Genomic DNA, 15,809 nt, shown 5'->3' on the forward strand with positions numbered 1-15,809 from the left:
CATTGTACTCAATTTTCAACAAGGCCTTCCAGGAAATCACCTTCCCGCAATCTGTCCACTCATCTCCGCTGCATATTGATCGGCGTTAAGACCGGTCAAGAGATGTAATACAGAATCATCTATATGCACAACCGCACAGATTCCTTTTTCCGCCAGGAGTCTTTCGTTAACACCTGAGAGATCTCGAATCCTCAACCGCAATCGGGTCTGAGCACACATTTCGACCATGGCAACATTATCGGCCCCACCCAGTGCAGCGAGCCACTCAGCCACTTTCTGCGGTGCATTCTGGTCACGAAGTTTCGGCTTGACTTCTTTCTCCTCATAACTCACCTCGGAAGGCTTATCGAGATCTGTCAGTTCAGCCTCATCCCCCGCAGTTTCCATATACAGCTTCATATCCGTCATCAGGTTCTCTGAGCGCGGACCGAATATTGCCTGAAGCCCGGTCCCTACGATTACCACACCAGCGGCTCCCAGGGCCTTCAACTTGTCCGGCCTGGCTTTACCAATATCCGCCACCTCAACCCGCAGGCGGGTGATACAGGCATCCAGACTGACGATATTGCTCCGACCGCCAAATGCCAGGACCAGTTGGTTTGCCATGGTGTCCGCCGCAACATCACGGGCTTCCCCTATATCTGCTTCGGCATCTTCACGGCCCGGTGTTTTCAGATCGAAAAGCTTGATAGCAAAACGAAACAGGAAATAATAGATTGATGCAAAGGTGGGACCCAGAATAAAGATCAACCACGGCTTAATATCGATCGCATAAAACAGGACAAAGTCTATCAACCCGTGAGAAAAAGAATATCCCATACGCACGCCTAGAAGATACGTGACGACATAGGCAATGGAGACCAGTACTGCGTGGACCAGATAGAGCAGCGGTGCCAGAAACATGAAGGCGAACTCGAGTGGTTCCGTAATGCCTGTAAGAAAGGATGTAAGAGCTGCGGAGAGCATGATACCTCCGGTCTTCACCTTGTTTTCCGGTTTTGCCATGTGATACATGGCCAGTGCCGCGGCGGGCAGACCAAACATCTTGAAGACAAATCCACCGGCAAGAATGCCAGCTTCCCTGTCCCCGGCAAAGAACCTATTGATAACGCCCCGAACCACTTCACCGTCCGGTGTGGTATAACTACCCAGTTCAAAAAAGAACGGGACATTCCAGATATGGTGCAACCCGAAGGGTATGAGCAATCTCTCTACGAACCCGTAAATGGCCACCGCAAGAGCTGTATTTCCTGTTGATGCAAAATCGGACAAGACATTGATAACATTCTGTACCGGGGGCCAGATAACACTGAGCAGGACGCCCAGGGCGATGGCAGAAAACGCGGTGACGATGGGAACAAACCGCTTCCCTGCAAAAAAACCAAGATAGGCCGGCAGGCTTATCCGGAAGTACTTATTAAACAGGAAGGCCGCTAGACCTCCCACCAGAATTCCACCGAAGACCCCGGTGTCGATCGATTCCATCCCCATGACGGTCTGGGTCTCAAGCCCCAGAAGGTTGGCAGCAACCCCCATAGTGCCGACCATGACCGCATAGCCAACGGCAGCTGACAGGGCTGAGACACCATCGTTTTTAGTCAATCCCAGGGCCACACCCAGGGCAAAGAGGAGGGCCAGATTACCAAAGATTGCACCTCCTGCTGACTTCATGAGATTGTTGACTATATCCGGAAAAACCGCAAACTCGGCACTGCCGACACCGAGCAGGATACCGGCCGCCGGCAGCAGGGCAACGGGAAGCATGAGCGATTTGCCGATCTTCTGCAGGAAGGCAAAGGAGTTATTCCATAATGTTTTGATCATCTTTCTACCTCGCGTTTCCAACCAGTTCACGAACCTCCGAACCGGAAATTGCATTCAGACTCTTTTCGGCAAGGAGCTGGCAGTCAGCCACCGTCCATTTTCTCACCTCAGCTTTTATTGACGGCAGGGCTGGCACAGAAACCGATAGCTCATCCACACCAAGACCGATCAGAATAGGGACCGCATCGGGGTCGGAAGCCAGCCCTCCACAGATCCCCAGCCATTTACCGTGCTGATGTGCACCTTTTACCGCCAACTCTATTAACCGGAGAATAGCCGGATCCATGGCATCGATCTTGGCGGCAAGCTTTGGGTGGCCTCGATCCATAGCAAGGCTGTACTGGGTCAGGTCATTCGTGCCAACAGAGAAAAAATCCACCTCCCTGGCAAACTGCTCCGCCATGACAGCAGTTGACGGAACCTCAATCATAATCCCGACCTCTATAGGTTCGACACCAAGTTTCTCCTGCTCTTCCGCCAGCATGGCACGGGCATCGCGCAGCTCCTGTATAGTCGCTATCATGGGAAACATGATGCATATCCTGCCATGGGCTCCGGCACGAAGAACAGCACGGGCCTGGGCCCTGAAGATTTCCGGCCTCTCGAGACCAATACGGATTCCTCTCTGGCCGAGAAAAGGATTCTCCTCCACCGGCATGGGCAGATAGGGAAGCGGTTTATCACCACCCACATCCAAGGTCCGGACAATGAGTGGATATCCGTCGAGTGCCAGCAATATGTCTCGGTACACTTCATACTGCTCATCTTCAGTCGGTGCGGTCGTTCTCTCCAGAAAAAGAAATTCCGAACGAAGCAGACCGACGCCTTCTCCACCAAGCTTAATTGACTCCCTCGCACCCTCCAGCCCGCCGATATTGGCCACCACCTCAAGCCGTTTTCCATCTTTGGTCACCGCAGGCTCACCAGATGCTGCAAGATCTTTTTCCTTTTGCTCTTTAATGGCTGCCTGCCGGGACAGGGTCTCTTCCCGAAGTTCATCGGACGGGTTAATCCTGAGTGTGCCTCTATTTCCATCCAGAATCAGCGGGGTTCCGTCTTCTATTTCAAGAATTGCGGCTTCTATTCCAGCCACCGCTGCAATATCGAGTGCCCTGGCTAGAATTGCAACATGAGAGGTTGCGCCACCCGTTGTGGTACAGAATCCTTTCACTTTTTCAGTATCCAGAGTAGCGGTGAAGGATGGAGTCAGCTCTTCGGCCAGGAGTATGGCACTTCCAGGCAGTTGCAGTTCTTCCGCCTCTTTACCGGTGAGAATTCTCAGGACCCGTTTCCCCACATCTCGCAAATCATTTGCCCTGCCGGCAAGTACCTCGTTTTTCAGGACAGCGAGCTGATCCGCGTAAGAAGAGTAGCTCTTCTGCCAGGCGTATTCAGCGCTCTTTCCTTTTGCGATCAGACTTCGCGTAATATCCAGCAAATCAGGATCATCGAGTATCTCCCGATGAGCGGCAAAAATAGCAGCCTTCGCCGGATCCGAATGCATGTGCAAGTTCATCTGCAGTGCTTCCAGATAGTTTTTCGACTCCTCGATAGCAGCATCGATACGAACATTTTCCCGGTGAGAATCCTCCGCCTCTTCTTCGTACTCGAAACGTTCCTCCTGTATCCTCACTGCGGTACCCACCGCAATACCAGGTGCTGCCGCTACGCCAAGCAAGAGATCAGGGTCCCCACTCTTAGGGCCCTGGGCCGGTGTCATCTCTTCAGGAATCTCAACTGACGCTGGTGAGATCACCGGTGCCGTCCCTTCATCACCCAGTCCGCTCTGAAGTTCAGGAAGGATTTCAGCGACTGCCGCCTCACCATCCGGCCCCACTGCCCGTAACTGCACTTTGTCACGATAGGCTACATTGAGCTTCATGATACCGACTACAGACTTTGCATTGGCCCTCTCTTCGCCTTTTATCAGTTCAATCCGTGCCGCAAATTTCTTCGCCAACCCTGCGAGCACCGCTGCGGGCCTTGCATGCAGGCCTGTCATGTTGGGAATGATCACAGCCTCGGAAACACTCTCAACGCCGCCCCCCTCATCCTCCAAGCCGCCATCCTCAGCAATGGTCACCGTCATAAGATCGGTTTGACCACTTTCCGCCCTCCCCTCCGCCTTCTCAACTCCGGCAATAATCTCTCCATTGGTCAGGATGATCTGGGTCAGAAGGCTTTTCGCATTGGTGGCTACGTAATCGAGATCGAACACTATCAGTTTGTCACCTGCCTGTACGGCCTGTCCCTCCTCGACCAGGGCGTCGAAACCTTTGCCCTTTAACGCCACCGTATCAATACCGACATGCAGCATCACCTCAAGCCCGGAACTGTGGGTAATTGTCACCGCATGACCGGCACTGTGCAGCTGGGTCACCTGCCCCCCAAGTGGCGCTGTCAGTTCATTGGAAATCGGATCAATTGAAATACCGTCCCCCACCATTTTCTGGGAAAATACCGGATCGGGTACCTGTTCAATGGGATATATGACACCCGACAACGGAGCCTTAACAATAACTTTCTCCATGTCTTTCTTCCTCTTGAAGTGAAGTTATAAATTCACGTTGAATTTGAGACCAAAAACCGTGACATCGGAAAAATCCTCCGAGCCGTTGGGATTGGTAATAAACTGCATGGAAGGCATCAGCTGCACACCGTAGCCCAAAACAAGATTGTAGGTGATTTCCAGAATGGTTTCAGCTTCGCGTTCTTTTCCACTTACAAAGTCGTGGGTATAGGTATTGTATTCGGAATGCTCGGCATAGGTGATCATCATCCCCAGTCGGTCACGGTCTCTTGACGGAATCAAACCCTCGTACATGAAACCCAGGGTATAAGTCATCGGCAGGGCCGATATCTCATCGTCACTGTTGGCAACGATTGACCCAAAAACGGCAAGTCCCTGCGTCATACTGCCCTCTTCTCGAAAGAGCATCCAGTCAGCAAGCAACCAGACAGAGTTTTGTCCATCGGTCACTTCACCCGTTTTCATATTTGCAAAATCACCGGTGTGATGACTGGCACCGAGTTTGATGACCTTCTGGGCACCGCCGGCAGCTGCACGATCAAAATAAAGCTGCAATTCACCGGCAACTGCGGCCCCGTTCTCACCAAGACTCCAATCCCAGCCGTTGCTTTCCTGCTCCATCCAGCCGCCGTCAAACACACCCAGCCTCAACTCCACCATATCTCCCGCTTTAATAGCGGTATGGATACCCGCAGTGGCATCCGGATAGGCATTCAGGGCATAAGGAGTAAATACTCCTTTGGGGCTGCCGCAGATGGCATTGTTCATGAAATTGCAGTACAGGTCGGAACGCAGGAAAAGATCATTCATGACCAGTCTTCCGTAATCTATGGACCAGTTATCGCCAAGAGTTGTGGTCAACTGGAAGTTGACAAGCTTGGTGGTCTGGCCGCCAAACGCTTCCTGGCTCTTGTTAAAATATTCACCATAAACATACCGTCCGTCTTCCGCCAAACCAGGTACCACATATTCTTCAGATAAGTTATCACCACTCCTGCTGGAATATTTTGCCAGGAAAGTAGTATTGGGAACATGAATGAGGTTCTGGAGATCCAGGCGGACTTCGATGTTTATATTGTGAAGATACGTATCCTCATATTCGTACCCCCCGGCAATGAGTACTGCGGGTTCGGCAGTATAACTGAGCCCGACCTGCACTCCCGCATCATGGAGTTTGGTTCTGTACCCACCCCAGTCACCCGCTATGTAATCCTGGGATGAATAGAGTTCTCCCGCACCTGCCTCAAAAGTGATAGAACAAAAGGACACAATGACAATGACACGGCATAAACAGCGAAATATCTTCATAATGATCTCCTTGAAGGTTCAAACCATTATCAAAACAACCTGTACCCGGTAACAACCGTTCGCCTACCATAAATGAAAAAAATACGCTATCCGGACGGCCAGGAATATGACGGAAGCACTCGCCTGGAATTCACTGTAAGACCACAGCAGCTGAACTTCTTTGGGATAATAATTATTTAATACATAACAGGATATTGTCTGTCAAGTTGCATCCAGGGGATATTTTTCAGCCGCTGTCTGTCGGATCTTCTCAATCGTCCGTGGCGCAGAACCCTCAAAGTGATTGTTCACGTAGACACACGGCTCGACATGTCGTAATCGCAGGTCGGCCACCATCCCAACCAGGTTTCGAATCTCCTGGTCCTTCGGAGTAACTATCCGGCTCCAATCTTTGCCGGTCTGTTCCTCAATACCTTTCCGGTCCGGGCCATGTAGTCTGATTACCGATTTGCCCTGGATCTTTTCACGATGTTTCCGGTACAGGTCAAAAATGGACGGCATGTAATACCCTTGCAGGAAAACATGGTAGAGGCACTTCTCTGCCAGGAAATCAAAGTACCGGGAGTTTAACCATTTTGCGTTCCTGAGTTCTACGAAATATGGGAAGTCGGATGGGAGCTGTTCTGCAAACTCGCCGAACCGGTCAAAGAACTCGCCCGGTCTTGGCATCTTCTGCTTATTGAGGTATTCAAACTGAAAAATAACTGCCCCCAGTTTTGGGTGCAGCGGTTCCAGGCTATCCAGGAACCTATGCATCAAATCCACAGATAGAAAGTAAGGGTTGGGCTGTAATGGTCCAGGGACTTTGCCCTTCTTGTAATGGTGAGTAAGAGTAATGCTGTTGGGTGCTTTTACGCAAAAGGTAAAATCACCGGGAACTGAGGCAGCGTATTCACGGACTACGGCAGGCTTGGGAAGAACTACCTTGTCACCGGCGAACAAACTCCAGAACCATTGATCAACTTCAACGGTCCTGTAGTGCTGACTGTACTCATGCAGATAATTGGCCGGTTTCCCGGATGAGTAAACCAAACCTTGCCATGACTCGTATTTCCAGCTGCAGGTGCCAATTTGAATATCCATGTTTACTATTATTCATCATCGTCCAAGCGGATGCAATATCAGGGCAATGATTTTCTCCCGACTACGTGATTCCACGACTCGAGTGAACTAGATGAGCTTATTCGTATTTACTGTATGCCGGGCTCCCATCTCATTGTCTGATAATTTGAGCCCGGAAAAATACACGTCTACTCTTCATGAAGTGTAAAGCTCCTGAGGTCTCCAGCACGGATTAATTTTATCACGTGGTCACAGTAAGTGTCTTCGGCCTCTTTCGGCAGAATCGGTTGTAGTTCTTCTTTCGAGATGTTTGCAGTCATTCATGCTCTTACACCCCTGAAACAGATAGTGCTTCATCGTTGAGCATGAAGAATACATGAGGATGGGGTGTCATATGATAACTCCCCTCCAATTTTCTTGTCGGTGAGGACATTGTACCTGGCAACATCAATGTGGGGAGTGGCTAAACCAGGGATTATCGAGGTGAAAGACAGATGAACGTTGTATTAACCGAATCGGGGCACATAGCGGGGACAGTATAACCGCCTTCAAATTTGCTACAGAGTACAAAAGCAAGCACAGTACTGATTTTTTTTCACATACGAATAGCTTGAACACTGGTATGTCAGTTTTTATAACTTGACTAAAAGGTCACTCAACACCTATACAGACCAATGTTAAGAAAATATTTGTAAATATTCAGAAAACACAAAAGTCCGATTTCGTTTATAACCAGTCATTTCCTTTAAAATGCCATATTCCTCAAAATCAAGAATCAGTGAGCTTGCTGTATTCGTCTGTCGTCTAGCATGAAACTGAGGCATAATCTCTCGCTCTATCCGCTCCTTCAGTTCCAGAATCGATTTAAATACACCAATAGACCGTTCAGCGGTATCTTGAACTCCGATCAGAAAATATCGAAGCCAAACTGACATATCATTTTTTGATCGCGCTAGTGTCAAATGATCATAGTAATCTAACCTATTTCTTTCAAAGTAATCGGAAAGATACAGAGCTGGTTTATGGAGCAGATTGAAGTTTGCAAAATATAGTGCAATCAAGAGTCGCCCAAGGCATCCATTACCATCGAGAAACGGATGTATGGTTTCGAACTGATAATGGAGTATTCCAACACGGATAAGATGTGGAACATGGATTTCGTCATTATGAACGAAGTTCTACAGATCAGTCATCAATTCTGCCAGATGTTCATGGTGTGGTGGTATAAACACCGCATTCTTCAAGCTAGGGCCAAGCCAATTCTGGCTTTTACGGAATTCGCCAGGTAGCTTTTGCTCACCTCTCACTCCCTGCATCAGTACCTAATGTGTTTCTCGCAATAGTCGTGTCGAGAGAGGCAAAGTCTGAAGTCGTTCGATGGAGAAGTTCACAGCTTTTATGTAATTCTGAACCTCTTCCCAATCGTCTCTTCGCTCCGGATCGACATCTGCACATCAACAAAGGCCTCTTCCATATTGGTACGCGTACCTTCAATTCGGCTAGAGGTAGTCGCCTCCTTAGTAATGTGCATTTTAATAAAGAAATCGACATCGGGTACGAGCTGCGAGAAAGCGTTCAATTCACCCAATAGCCTGTTCGCATCATCGAGCAGAGTTACCAGCTCCGGTTCATCCACATGCCAAGCATGATTGATTCGCTCCGGTAAAAAGCTCTTGTACTCGTACTGCTGTTCGTATTTTCCTGAAATGTATTCAGATATCTTCATCACTCTTCCCAATTTTCTTCGGACTCAGCTTATATTCAAGCTTCTTTGCTTTACGAGGAGGTGCAATTTTGACCGTTGAAAAAGAATCAACAATCACTGCAAGAAAAACTTTTGTAACAACTTGCTGTTCAAAGAGGAGTTCAAGAAAGGTAGTGTATCTACGGGCGAGATGGAGGGTTTTTCCATGGCTTTTGGTGTAGAGAGATCTTTTCATCTCTCTCAGTCCTTATGCGGCACGTAGCCGTAAAGGCACTGCCATACGGAAATATTAAATACAGTAGGAATTTCTTAATAAATCCGGAATCGGTTACAACTGCGGGAGAACAGACTAGAGCTTGTGATTTTACTAGCTTTGGAGGTCATAAGATTCCTTGATGACTAAAATATTCGAACCTGCCTACCATTTGCCTACCAGCACCCCATAAACGACAAAAGGGGTTACAGCCTATTAGCTGTAACCCCTTTATTTAACTGGTGGCGATGCAGGGAACCGAACAGATAAGATATGACAATGATTTTAAAGACTTTGATACTCTAAAAACCGCACACAAAGCCCCCAAAAAGGCCCCCAAAACCTAAATACTGAAATTTGCAATATTTTATTTCGGCCTCAAATTTTTCAAATTTTGCTGATTAAATTCCCTCCTGAAAGGCTATTTTCGAGCCCATTCTCAATCATCCTCGAGGAAATTTTCCAGTCACTTATTCTACCATCTTTCACAATTTTTACCTTAGCCGTGGCAGTTTTTTCCGCCCTGATTGTCGCACTTCAATAGCGTCAATCCAATTCCTGAGTTTCTACCAGTCAAAAATGTGTACCACTAACATCCTTTTCCAGCAGGTGGATGAATGCAGTTAGAGTTTTATTAGAAACTGATTGTATTATAGAGTTTCCCAATCAACAAGAACTGATTGAACTATAGGTCAACAATAGACCTTATGGTCATTTTATCATGTATTATCAAATGGTTAAGTTGAATAAAAATCATTTTTTGTATTGACATATCGGTCTTTGTTAGGCAATTTTATTATCTATGACGACAAAGAAAAAGCATACGACTCAAAAGGCAATAGCTGCTCAGGTTGGGATCGGGCCAGATTTTTTTAGTCATATCATCTGGGGCAGAAAGCCCTGCCCCCGTAACCTTGCTCCAAAGCTGGAGGCTGCTACCGGTATTGAAAGAAATGTCTGGATGTGGCCAGAGCCAGATGAATTACGGGTGAAAGTCCATGAGTTTATCTATTCGGAGCAAAGTGACTAATGCTGAAAATGAGCTCAAATCAAGTAAGAGTAAACCAGAACTCCTGCCTGAGAAAACTACTTAATTTCAAACATGAGGCTTAAAGATGGTAAGAGAATTGACGCACTCGACCTTTTTCCGCCTGCAGTCAGAAAGAGAATTGAAGAGGCTACCAGATACCCGCCTCTGCCTGACTGGCCTGTGGAGGTCCGGGGTATCCCTAATATCTGCCTACGCTCCGCCCTGTTCGGTCTTGTTCAGAGAGGCCGCAGAAGAGCCGTTAAAGGTGAACTGCTTGCTTCGGTTAAGGGAATCAGTATTCGCTATACCGGCTGGCGACTTGACCAGGGTGATTTCGATGTCCTCCTCTATGCCCTGAATCTCGTCTCCCTTGAGAAATCAACCAAAGACCATGCCCGATTCACCGGCAAGGGATTTCTCAGAGCCATTGGCCGCACGAGCGGAAAATCAGGACGGGAATGGCTCAAGGACTCATTCAGACGTCTAACAGGATCTGCCGTGGAAATAACTTTTGAGGTTAAAGATCATTTTAACGAAAGCTCCTACACCTACGCCGGATCGTTGGTGGATGAGTTTTATTACAGCTCCGACGAGGGGTGCTATCTGCTCAAGATCAACCCGAAGCTGGCAAAACTCTTTGACGCAGGCTGGACACAGATGCAATGGCAGCAACGACGCCTGCTGAAGACTGACCTTGCCAAGTGGTTACATGGATTCTACGCCAGCCATAGAGCCCCATACCCCATAAAGGTGAACACACTCAAACTTCTCTGTGGTTCCAGCTACGGTAGACTCTCTGATTTTCGCAGCAAACTTCGTCGTGCACTCCATGAGCTGGTAAACATCAATCTGCTTGAATCTTGGGAAATTGACGAAAAAGACAAGGTTCATGTGGTTAAACGAACATCAAAACTTCCATCATGATTTCAAAAAATTATTCCACTGCAGCATCAAAACATGCAAACAGCGCATCCTGAAATACGAGTTCAAGTCTCGGCAAAGCGCACTGATACCTGGTCACTCGCGTCTCTATGGATAAAATCCAACCCGGTGCTTATTAAGTGCGTCGCTGCCCAGTACTTCCCATACATGGGTTGCAACTTCCGCGACCTGGAGAGCGAGGCCCTGCTCGTGGCCTATCAGACAATCTCCAGCCTGTTTCAAAGTGAAAAGGATCTCTCCTGTATGGCTCAGTACTTCAGGGTCGTGTTCCGCTCGCGCTGCATTCAGATGACCATGGGGGTTAAAGTCGTAGATATCCTAGACCCCGAAATAATCAATGTTCCCCATAACGGAGAAACACTACACCAAGAGCTGGACCAGGATGTCATTGACGCAGCGCTTGCTTCACTGACCAACCGTCAAAGACAGGTCGCGAAGTGGATCCTCAGTCAACCGTCACCTGTGAATACCGACCTGGTTGGGGAGCATTTCGGTATCTCCACAAGGGGAGTCAGGCGGCTTATCAATGACGCAATAACCCGGATTGAGAATGGAAATAGAAACGTATGCCGGACAGTCCCGGCTCTCGCATAAAATACTGCGTTGGATGGTCCAGAACAAAATGATTCAAAACCCACTTTCAGAGACTGATCGCCTGGGGTTGCAACTGATCGAGAAGACATGGGGCAAAAGAGAAATTTTACGGGCACAGCTCAGTCAATTTTCCAGGAAAAGAAGACAACAACTTATCAATTCAGCCGACCTGGAAACCAAATGGGAACGGTATGCATACAGCCGCTTAAGTAACCTTGAGAAAGGGGAACGATTACCAATGAAAAAGCTCATTGATGAAGTCGAGATCACCTTTGGTTTCACCCTCAGCCACACACACAAATCGCGTCTCTACTGTGTGCGTCGAAGAGTCTACAACGACAGAAATAAATTACTGAAAAGCGGCAAAACTGAGGCCTGAGAAATTGCTTAAAACCGGCAAACAAATAAAAAGAAACATAGTTTCTTTGATTACTCAAAATGAGAGTGGGATATCTGCCATAAGAATACTCACCGGACTGATGACAATTATCTCCATCAGCCTGTCATTACCTTCCACATCTTTGGGAGCAGATCTGGAAATTCTACAAGAAGTTTATCGCTATCAGATACCGTTCGCCCAAGTAATTTCCACCGAAACTTTTGTCGTTTCCACTGCCTCAAAACAAATCCCAGGAGAGAAGGTCATTTCCGAAAAATTTACTCAGGGAGCTCCTACCCCTGGTCCGCTTTTTAGTAATCCAATTTCAGTCCATTTCAAAATCGACAGAGCAGAGATCACCCTAGACGAACAGAGCAATTTGCTCTCTCAGATTCATGAGATCGAGATACCCCAAAATGCACCTTTGATGGTCACTGGGTTCACCTGCGCAATGGGACCTGTCGAGTTCAACGCCTGGCTGTCGAAAGAACGTGCAAAAGCTGTTGCAGGATTTCTTGAAAAAGAAGGCTACACAGTTGCCAAAATCAAGGGCAAGGGGGCCACGGACCTGGTCAGTGAACACTATGCGCCTCTGAACCGTCGAGTTGAAGTCACGTCGTTTGAAACAAGTTCTGCCCGAACCGGGCAATCCACATTCTCTACCAAGGAGGAAACCAAATGAGCCTTACATCCCAAAATCGGAAACATACCCGCATTACAGCACTGGCGATCACCTTGCTCCTGTTTGCAGGCAACGCCCTAGCCATGACCACCCCCGCAGCAGGATCATTCGCCTACGATCTATACGACATCGGCGTTAACCAGATCCTGCTCGGCCCCATCGGTTTTGTCGGCGGGGTTGCCTGTATGGTCTTCGCAGCGATTATGGCGATCCGCCAGATGCTGTTACCTGCAGCCGGAGTGGTTCTGGGAGGTGCGTTTTTGCTCAAGGCCGATGCCGTTGTCCAGACTGTTGGAGCGATTATCTGCTGAGTCTACGCATTTCGTAAACCAGATAGTCAAGACCAGTGATGAGTAACAATGCGTTGAACAAAAGTTTCCCCCAATACCTGGGAAAACCCATACAGGTGCTGTGGTTTGAACTCGACGAGTTGATCATTTTTGTTTTCACCCTGACCTTCGCCCTTATTTACGGCGGCTTCATGTGGATCCTATTCATCGCAATCCAATGGTTTTACACCCGCACCAAGCGAAAACATGCCAGAGGATTTTTAAAACACATTCTTTATATGCTTGGGCTTCTGGAGATGAAAAACTATCCGGAATATTTTGAAAAGGAGTTCCACGAATGAAAATCTCCGATTACCTGCAAAAATCCAGCGCCCTCTTTGACGAAAACAGGCTGCTAAAATTCTGCCTTGTCTGCCTGACCATAGCGTTCTGCTACAACTCACTCCAGGTCCATAGGGCGGTTAATTACCAGCGTACCATCCTGATCCCACCCAAATTATCCAGTGAGATCGAATTTATCCAGGGTAAACCAAACGAGAAATATATACGGGACATCAGCCGGACCATCGCGAACCTCGCCGGTACCTGGTCCCCCGCAACCGCCAGGGAAAACTTTGAAGAGCTACTTTTCTATTTTGCCCCGGAATCTTTCCCCCAGGCTTCGGAGCGTTGGTATTCACTGGCAGGTCGGGCGGAAGAGGGACTGGTCAGCTCGTCATTCTACCTCGAAAAAATCAGCTTCGATGACTCGGTGATAGAGCTTTTCGGGCAGCTGGTACAGTACACAGGCAACACTCCACTGGAAAACACAACCAGGACCTATCTGGTGAAATACCGGATCGACCAGGGCAGGTTTTATGTGTTGTCCATCCAGGAAAAAGCCAAAAAGATAGAAGCAGATCAGGAAAAGGAAAATAAATGAAGAAGTTATATGCGGCAATGAATCTGCTCTTTATCTGTGCACCCAGCGGATTTGCAGCGCAATCGGTAGCCCCGGACGTTCGGACCGCGGTTGAAGTGTCCAACCGTGACGTAAACCGCTTTGTCTGCCCCGGCACCATGCAGGACATGATTTACTCCAAGGAGAAGGATATCACCGGTCATTTTTCAAAAAGCGACGCTTTCATCAAATTCAAGATAACTCAGGTCGGTACCGAGAAGCAGTACGCAGAAGAGGACAACGAGCTGTTCTTGGTCTGTGACGGCAACGTCTATACCATTATCACCAAGCCAACCGATATGCCGTCCACCACGGTTCGCCTGATCCCTCCTGCCGGTGATTCGTTCAAACAGAACGTGGCTATGTTCAAAAACATGCCACTGGAAAAACAGGCCCTGCATATCATTCGCCAGGCCTATGGAGACCAATATCCCTCCAGCTATAAGGTGACAGAGGCAGAGCAGAGTGCCATTATCAGGCCTGATCTCGACGTCCTGTTGCAGCAATATGTTGACGTGGAAGGCGTCGGGCTTCGTCTGAAACGCTATGACATCACTTCGTCAGCTATGAGCGACATCAGGGTGAAAGAGACAGATTTCCTACGCTCGAACATCAGCTCATCCATTCTTGCCATTACCATTGAGGATCACACCCTGCAACCCGGAGAATCCACAAGGGTATTTGTGGTTGAGAAGAAGGAGGGTGGTCTATGAGCGGTTTTGACAAGCTTGAACCACGGCAGAAAAAACAGATCATCTGGGCTGTCATCGGGATCATCCTTTTTACCCTCATCATGGTCGGCTATAACCTCCGATCAAAACGTTCCTTGAATCTTCTTGGAGATCAGGGTGCCAAATCCGTAGCACTCGAACCGGACCTCATTCAAAAGACGACACTGCGGGAGACACGGCGGGAACTGGAAAAACTTAAGAACGAGCTTAACGATCTCAAAAAGGATCAGGAGATGGCTGAGCGCAAGAATCAGGGGCTTGAAAAGACAGTTATCCCAAGTGCCGATGAAATTTCCAAGGCTCCTACGCCCTCATCACAAACAGTAGCCGAATGGCCTCTGCCAATCACCGATAACGGGTCGGGCCGGAGACTCCCGATTACCCCACCACCAGCAGCGATCAACCCCGAACCGGTAATTATCGGTGAGATCGCGGTCGTGTCGAACCCCAAAGCGGACGAGATCCTGGAAGATCCTAAAAAAAAAGGGAGAACCGTCTACCTGCCGCCTTCTTTTATGGAGGCGAGCCTGCTGACCGGTTTCGACGCTTCTACCAGCGGGACCGGCAAGAACAACCCTGAACCTATGCTTCTCCGGATACAGACCCCGGCAGTCCTGCCCAACGACATTAAAGGAGACGTAGAAGGTTGTTTTGTGGTTGCCGAAGCCGTGGGCAGGCTCGATAAGGAGCGTGCTGATGTACGTCTGACTTCTCTCTCCTGCCTTTCAAAAAACGGCCAGGCCGTCATTGATGAAACTGTGAAAGGATTTGTGACGGACTCAGATTCCAAAGTAGGTCTCTCTGGAAGGGTTGTCTCACGCATGGGAGCAGCAACAGCCAGGGCAACAGTGGCCGGAATTTTCGGCGGTGTCGGAGATTGGCTCAAGGCGGCTTCAACAACAACCTCTACCTCTGCACTTGGTTCAACCCAGACCGTAAATGGTGAAGATATAGTTCCCTATGCCATTGGTGGTGGCTTATCCGAGGGTGCAGACACACTGCGCGACTTCTACCTGGATCTTGCCCGACAGACCACTCCTGTCATTGAGGTAGGGGCAACAAAAGAAATCACGGTGGTAATTTCTGAAGGGAAAGACCTGCAGATAAGGGAGATCGACAGTGGAACGATTTAAGCAATTGATAACCATAGTGACACTGCTCGCTCTTTCTGCCTGTGCACCACTTGAAAAGGCAGTCAACCCATACGAGGAAGACTTTAAGTGCCGTGCCAGTGATGAAACAGGCAAATGCATTGATACCCCCAGCGCGTACAAGGAGGCCAGATATCCGAATATTGAAGAGCCGTTGCAACCCGGGATGCCGACACCAGGTTTCAGTGAACCTGACCAGCGCTACCAGATGGTGACCGGTCTCCTGGAAGAGCCTCAAAAACCTATCCTGCAGCCGCCAAAAATCATGCGCGTGTTACTCCTGCCCTATGAAGGAGAAGGTGGGGAACTTTTCATGACCCGTTACGTATATCTCAAGGTTGAGGAGTCTGACTGGATACTCAGCGATATCAGTGAAACCCAGGAATAA

General features: G+C 48.6%; 16 protein-coding genes and 1 pseudogene. 11 read left to right on the plus strand and 6 right to left on the minus strand.

The window, feature by feature from the left end:
* Positions 1–36: 36 nt before the first annotated feature.
* From ptsG to GA520_RS18585, 6 genes and pseudogenes are all read right to left on the minus strand, one after another.
* On the minus strand, positions 37–1,824 hold the full coding sequence (gene ptsG, locus GA520_RS18560) for a PTS glucose transporter subunit IIBC (protein WP_163338737.1): 1,788 nt from the start codon (positions 1,822–1,824) through the stop codon (positions 37–39).
* Positions 1,825–1,828: 4 nt separating this feature from the next.
* Positions 1,829–4,354, minus strand: a complete 2,526-nt coding sequence (ptsP, locus tag GA520_RS18565; protein WP_163338738.1) for a phosphoenolpyruvate--protein phosphotransferase — start codon at positions 4,352–4,354, stop codon at positions 1,829–1,831.
* Positions 4,355–4,378: 24 nt separating this feature from the next.
* Positions 4,379–5,662 carry a carbohydrate porin gene (locus GA520_RS18570; RefSeq protein ID WP_163338739.1) on the minus strand — a complete coding sequence of 428 codons (1,284 nt, stop codon included), beginning with the start codon at positions 5,660–5,662 and terminating at the stop codon, positions 4,379–4,381.
* Between the two features lie 201 nt (positions 5,663–5,863).
* Positions 5,864–6,745 (minus strand): DUF72 domain-containing protein, encoded by an 882-nt coding sequence (locus tag GA520_RS18575; protein ID WP_163338740.1) that lies wholly within the window; start codon positions 6,743–6,745, stop codon positions 5,864–5,866.
* A gap of 656 nt (positions 6,746–7,401) precedes the next feature.
* Positions 7,402–8,450, minus strand: a pseudogene (locus GA520_RS27250) (Fic family protein).
* Positions 8,437–8,664: a hypothetical protein gene (locus GA520_RS18585; protein ID WP_163338741.1), complete on the minus strand. Its 228-nt coding sequence runs from the start codon at positions 8,662–8,664 to the stop codon at positions 8,437–8,439. The pseudogene GA520_RS27250 and the gene GA520_RS18585 overlap by 14 nt, the downstream one beginning before the upstream one ends.
* 820 nt (positions 8,665–9,484) lie before the next feature.
* Between GA520_RS18585 and GA520_RS18590 the strand changes: the two genes are divergently transcribed.
* The 11 genes from GA520_RS18590 to GA520_RS18640 all read left to right on the plus strand — a co-directional run bounded on the left by GA520_RS18590 (position 9,485) and on the right by GA520_RS18640 (position 15,809).
* Complete coding sequence (locus GA520_RS18590; RefSeq protein WP_163338742.1) at positions 9,485–9,712, plus strand: hypothetical protein; 228 nt, start codon at positions 9,485–9,487, stop codon at positions 9,710–9,712.
* 72 nt (positions 9,713–9,784) lie between these two features.
* Complete coding sequence (gene trfA, locus GA520_RS18595) at positions 9,785–10,636, plus strand: plasmid replication initiator TrfA (protein WP_163338743.1); 852 nt, start codon at positions 9,785–9,787, stop codon at positions 10,634–10,636.
* A gap of 33 nt (positions 10,637–10,669) precedes the next feature.
* Entirely contained in the window at positions 10,670–11,248 is a 579-nt protein-coding gene (locus tag GA520_RS18600) for a sigma-70 family RNA polymerase sigma factor (protein ID WP_163338744.1), read from the plus strand.
* Between the two features lie 28 nt (positions 11,249–11,276).
* Positions 11,277–11,627: a hypothetical protein gene (locus GA520_RS18605; RefSeq protein WP_163338745.1), complete on the plus strand. Its 351-nt coding sequence runs from the start codon at positions 11,277–11,279 to the stop codon at positions 11,625–11,627.
* Positions 11,628–11,631: 4 nt separating this feature from the next.
* The gene (locus tag GA520_RS18610) at positions 11,632–12,309 is read left to right on the plus strand and encodes an OmpA family protein (RefSeq protein ID WP_163338746.1); all 678 of its coding nucleotides are present in this window, start codon (positions 11,632–11,634) and stop codon (positions 12,307–12,309) included.
* Positions 12,306–12,620, plus strand: coding sequence for a hypothetical protein (locus GA520_RS18615; protein WP_205749302.1), 315 nt, complete (start codon positions 12,306–12,308; stop codon positions 12,618–12,620). Before GA520_RS18610 ends, GA520_RS18615 begins: the two co-directional genes overlap by 4 nt.
* A 38-nt stretch (positions 12,621–12,658) precedes the next feature.
* Positions 12,659–12,940, plus strand: a complete 282-nt coding sequence (gene traL, locus GA520_RS18620; RefSeq protein ID WP_205749303.1) for a type IV conjugative transfer system protein TraL — start codon at positions 12,659–12,661, stop codon at positions 12,938–12,940.
* Entirely contained in the window at positions 12,937–13,521 is a 585-nt protein-coding gene (locus GA520_RS18625; RefSeq protein WP_163338747.1) for a TraE/TraK family type IV conjugative transfer system protein, read from the plus strand. Before traL ends, GA520_RS18625 begins: the two co-directional genes overlap by 4 nt.
* Complete coding sequence (locus GA520_RS18630; protein ID WP_163338748.1) at positions 13,518–14,252, plus strand: type-F conjugative transfer system secretin TraK; 735 nt, start codon at positions 13,518–13,520, stop codon at positions 14,250–14,252. The genes GA520_RS18625 and GA520_RS18630 overlap by 4 nt, the downstream gene beginning before the upstream one ends.
* Positions 14,249–15,403, plus strand: a complete 1,155-nt coding sequence (locus GA520_RS18635; RefSeq protein ID WP_205749304.1) for a TraB/VirB10 family protein — start codon at positions 14,249–14,251, stop codon at positions 15,401–15,403. The genes GA520_RS18630 and GA520_RS18635 overlap by 4 nt, the downstream gene beginning before the upstream one ends.
* On the plus strand, positions 15,390–15,809 hold the full coding sequence (locus GA520_RS18640) for a TraV family lipoprotein (protein ID WP_163338749.1): 420 nt from the start codon (positions 15,390–15,392) through the stop codon (positions 15,807–15,809). Before GA520_RS18635 ends, GA520_RS18640 begins: the two co-directional genes overlap by 14 nt.

The sequence above is a fragment of the Desulfopila sp. IMCC35008 genome, from assembly GCF_010646885.2.
GTDB lineage: Bacteria > Desulfobacterota > Desulfobulbia > Desulfobulbales > Desulfocapsaceae > Desulfopila.

What these genes read in the sequence shown, in the direction of transcription:
- GA520_RS18600 (WP_163338744.1), top strand. Translation starts at nt 10,670, where the DNA reads ATGCAAACAGCGCATCCTGAAATACGAGTTCAAGTCTCGGCAAAGCGC.
- GA520_RS18615 (WP_205749302.1), top strand. Translation starts at nt 12,306, where the DNA reads ATGAGCCTTACATCCCAAAATCGGAAACATACCCGCATTACAGCACTG.
- traL (WP_205749303.1), top strand. Translation starts at nt 12,659, where the DNA reads ATGAGTAACAATGCGTTGAACAAAAGTTTCCCCCAATACCTGGGAAAA.
- GA520_RS18575 (WP_163338740.1), bottom strand. Translation starts at nt 6,745, where the DNA reads ATGGATATTCAAATTGGCACCTGCAGCTGGAAATACGAGTCATGGCAA.
- GA520_RS18585 (WP_163338741.1), bottom strand. Translation starts at nt 8,664, where the DNA reads ATGAAAAGATCTCTCTACACCAAAAGCCATGGAAAAACCCTCCATCTC.
- ptsG (WP_163338737.1), bottom strand. Translation starts at nt 1,824, where the DNA reads ATGATCAAAACATTATGGAATAACTCCTTTGCCTTCCTGCAGAAGATC.
- GA520_RS18625 (WP_163338747.1), top strand. Translation starts at nt 12,937, where the DNA reads ATGAAAATCTCCGATTACCTGCAAAAATCCAGCGCCCTCTTTGACGAA.
- GA520_RS18630 (WP_163338748.1), top strand. Translation starts at nt 13,518, where the DNA reads ATGAAGAAGTTATATGCGGCAATGAATCTGCTCTTTATCTGTGCACCC.
- ptsP (WP_163338738.1), bottom strand. Translation starts at nt 4,354, where the DNA reads ATGGAGAAAGTTATTGTTAAGGCTCCGTTGTCGGGTGTCATATATCCC.
- trfA (WP_163338743.1), top strand. Translation starts at nt 9,785, where the DNA reads ATGAGGCTTAAAGATGGTAAGAGAATTGACGCACTCGACCTTTTTCCG.
- GA520_RS18605 (WP_163338745.1), top strand. Translation starts at nt 11,277, where the DNA reads ATGATTCAAAACCCACTTTCAGAGACTGATCGCCTGGGGTTGCAACTG.
- GA520_RS18570 (WP_163338739.1), bottom strand. Translation starts at nt 5,662, where the DNA reads ATGAAGATATTTCGCTGTTTATGCCGTGTCATTGTCATTGTGTCCTTT.
- GA520_RS18590 (WP_163338742.1), top strand. Translation starts at nt 9,485, where the DNA reads ATGACGACAAAGAAAAAGCATACGACTCAAAAGGCAATAGCTGCTCAG.
- GA520_RS18635 (WP_205749304.1), top strand. Translation starts at nt 14,249, where the DNA reads ATGAGCGGTTTTGACAAGCTTGAACCACGGCAGAAAAAACAGATCATC.